This window comes from Bradyrhizobium hipponense, from assembly GCF_008123965.1.
Classification (GTDB): Bacteria; Pseudomonadota; Alphaproteobacteria; order Rhizobiales; family Xanthobacteraceae; genus Bradyrhizobium; species Bradyrhizobium hipponense.
In genome coordinates, this window is record NZ_VSTH01000054.1 from 1 (window position 1) to 3,280 (window position 3,280).

Here is a 3,280-nt window from a genome sequence, read left to right on the forward strand (position 1 = left end):
CATGGATGATCTGTTGCGGGAGTTTCTGACGGAGACCAGCGAGAGCCTGGACACCGTGGACAACCAGCTGGTGAAGTTCGAGCAGGAGCCGAACAACGCCAAGATCCTGGATAACATCTTCCGCCTGGTCCACACCATCAAGGGCACCTGCGGCTTTTTGGGCTTGCCGCGGCTGGAAGCGCTGGCGCATGCCGGCGAGACCTTGATGGGCAAGTTCCGCGACGGCATGCCGGTGACGGGGCAGGCGGTGACGGTGATCCTGTCCTCGATCGACCGCATCAAGGAGATTCTGGCCGGGCTGGAGGCGAGCGAAGCCGAGCCCGAGGGCACCGACCGCGACCTCATCGACAAGCTGGAAGCGATGGTCGAGCAGGGCATGGCCGCCATGGCGGCGGGTGCTGCCGCTCCCGTTGCCGACGCGCCGCCGCTGGTGCCGGAAGCGCCGGCTGCGGTGGCAGCTGCGCCCGGCCAAAGCGCGCTGATCGACCAGACCCTGGAGCGGCCGCTGCGTCCCGGCGAAGTGTCGCTGGACGAGCTGGAGCGCGCCTTCCGCGAGACCGCGATCGAAGCGCCGGTGCCTGTTGCCAAGGTTGAAGCTGCACCCGAGCCGGCGCCGGCCCCTGCTGCTGCCAAGGAAACTGCCAAGGAAACTGCCAAGCAGCCCGCCAAGGAGACCAAGCCCGCCAAGGACAAGCCCGCGGCCAAGAAGTCGATGGCGGACGAGGTGGCCGCCGAGGGCGATCGCATCGCCAACCAGTCGATCCGCGTCAACGTGGATACGCTGGAGCATCTGATGACCATGGTCTCCGAGCTGGTCTTGACCCGCAACCAGCTCCTGGAGATCTCCCGCCGCAACGAGGACACCGAGTTCAAGGTGCCGTTGCAGCGGCTGTCCAACGTCACCGCCGAGCTGCAGGAAGGCGTCATGAAGACGCGGATGCAGCCGATCGGCAACGCCTGGCAGAAGCTGCCCCGCATCGTCCGCGACCTCTCATCCGAACTCGGCAAGCAGATCGAGCTGGAGATGCACGGCGCCGACACCGAGCTCGACCGCCAGGTGCTCGACCTGATCAAGGACCCGCTCACCCACATGGTGCGCAACTCCGCCGACCATGGCCTGGAGACCCCGGCCGAGCGGCTGGCTGCCGGCAAGGGCGAGCAGGGCACCATTCGGTTGTCCGCCTATCACGAGGGCGGCCACATCATCATCTGCATCGCCGACAACGGCAGAGGCCTCAACACCGACAGGATCAAGGCCAAGGCGATCTCCTCCGGCCTCGTCACCGAGGCTGAGCTCGAGAAGATGAGCGAAGCCCAGATCCACAAGTTCATCTTCGCGCCCGGCTTCTCCACCGCGGCCGCCATCACCTCGGTGTCGGGCCGCGGCGTCGGCATGGACGTGGTGCGCACCAATATCGACCAGATCGGCGGCACCATCGACATCAAGAGCGTCGCCGGTGAAGGCTCCTCCGTCACCATCAAGATCCCGCTGACGCTGGCGATCGTCTCGGCGCTGATCGTCGAGGCCGCCGGCGACCGGTTTGCCATCCCGCAGCTCTCCGTCGTCGAATTGGTCCGCGCCCGCGCCAACTCAGAGCACCGCATCGAGCGCATCAAGGACACCGCGGTCCTCCGGTTGCGCAACAAGCTGCTGCCGCTGATCCACCTCAAGAAGCTGCTCAAGATCGACGACGGCGCCGCGTCCGATCCCGAGAACGGCTTTATCGTGGTCACGCAAGTCGGCAGCCAGACTTTCGGCATCGTGGTCGACGGCGTGTTCCACACCGAAGAGATCGTGGTCAAGCCGATGTCGACCAAGCTGCGCCACATCGACATGTTCTCCGGCAACACCATCCTGGGCGATGGCGCCGTCATCATGATCATCGACCCCAACGGCATCGCCAAGGCGCTCGGCGCCGCCGGCTCCTCGGCCCACGACATGGGCGACGAAGCCGCCGGTCATCACGCCTCCTCCGCCGAGCAGACCACCTCGCTCTTGGTGTTCCGCGCCGGCTCCAGCCAGCCCAAGGCGGTCCCGCTCGGGCTCGTCACGCGCCTCGAAGAGCTGCCGGCCGACAAGATCGAGTTCAGCAACGGCCGCTACATGGTGCAGTACCGCGAGCAGCTGATGCCGCTGGTGGCGATGGAGAACGTCACCATCGCGTCCCAGGGCGTCCAGCCGATCCTGGTGTTCTCCGATGACGGCCGCTCGATGGGCCTGGTCGTCGACGAGATCATCGACATCGTCGAGGAACGGCTCAACATCGAGGTCGGCGGCTCCTCCAGCGGCATTCTCGGCTCGGCCGTGATCAAGGGCCAGGCCACCGAGGTGATCGACGTCGGCCACTTCCTCCCGATGGCGTTCGCCGACTGGTTCACCCGCAAGGAGATGAAGCCGTCGATGCACGCGCAGTCGGTGCTCCTGGTCGACGACAGCGCCTTCTTCCGCAACATGCTGGCGCCGGTGCTGAAAGCCGCCGGCTACCGCGTCCGCACCGCCCCGAACGCGCAGGAGGCGCTGGCCACGCTGCGCTCCGGCCAGAGCTTCGACGTGGTGCTGACCGACATCGAGATGCCCGAGATGAACGGGTTCGAGTTCGCCGAGGTGATCCGCTCCGACAACAACCTGGCCGCGACGCCGATCATCGGTCTCTCCGCACTGGTGTCGCCGGCGGCGATCGAGCGCGGCCGCCAGGCCGGCTTCCACGACTATGTCGCCAAGTTCGACCGTCCCGGCCTGATCGCGGCGCTGAAGGAGCAGACCGCAGGTGCCGCCGGCGCCTCCGAGCTGAGCCGGGCCGCGGCGTAAGGCGGACAGGGGAGATACAGCAATGAGCACCACCAAGACCCACGCGAGCGAAGGCGCGATGGTCGAATACGTCACCGCGATGATCGGCGGCCAGCTGTTCGGCCTGCCGATCTCCCGGGTCCAGGACGTGTTCATGCCCGAGCGCGTCACCCGCGTTCCCTTGTCCTCGCGCGAGATCGCCGGCGTGCTGAACCTGCGCGGCCGCATCGTCACCGTGGTCGACATGCGCGCCCGGCTCGGCCTGCCCAAGCCCGAGCACGGCAAGGTGCCGATGGCGGTCGGCGTCGACCTGCGCGGCGAATCCTACGGCCTGCTGATCGACCAGATCGGCGAGGTGCTGCGCCTGTCCGAAGACGGCAAGGAAGACAACCCCGTCAACCTCGATCCCCGCATGGCCAAGCTCGCCGGCGGCGTCCACCGCCTCGACGGACAGCTCATGGTCGTCCTCGACGTCGATCGCGTCCTCGAGCT

2 protein-coding genes are annotated in these 3,280 nt (G+C 66.9%); both read left to right on the forward strand.

Annotation, left to right across the window (positions count from 1 at the left end):
• Position 1: 1 nt before the first annotated feature.
• The gene (locus tag FXV83_RS17540) at positions 2-2,809 is read left to right on the forward strand and encodes a hybrid sensor histidine kinase/response regulator (protein WP_148740658.1); all 2,808 of its coding nucleotides are present in this window, start codon (positions 2-4) and stop codon (positions 2,807-2,809) included.
• A 22-nt stretch (positions 2,810-2,831) separates the two neighbouring features.
• A partial coding sequence (locus tag FXV83_RS17545) for a chemotaxis protein CheW (RefSeq protein ID WP_148740659.1) occupies positions 2,832-3,280 on the forward strand: 449 nt, incomplete at its 3' end.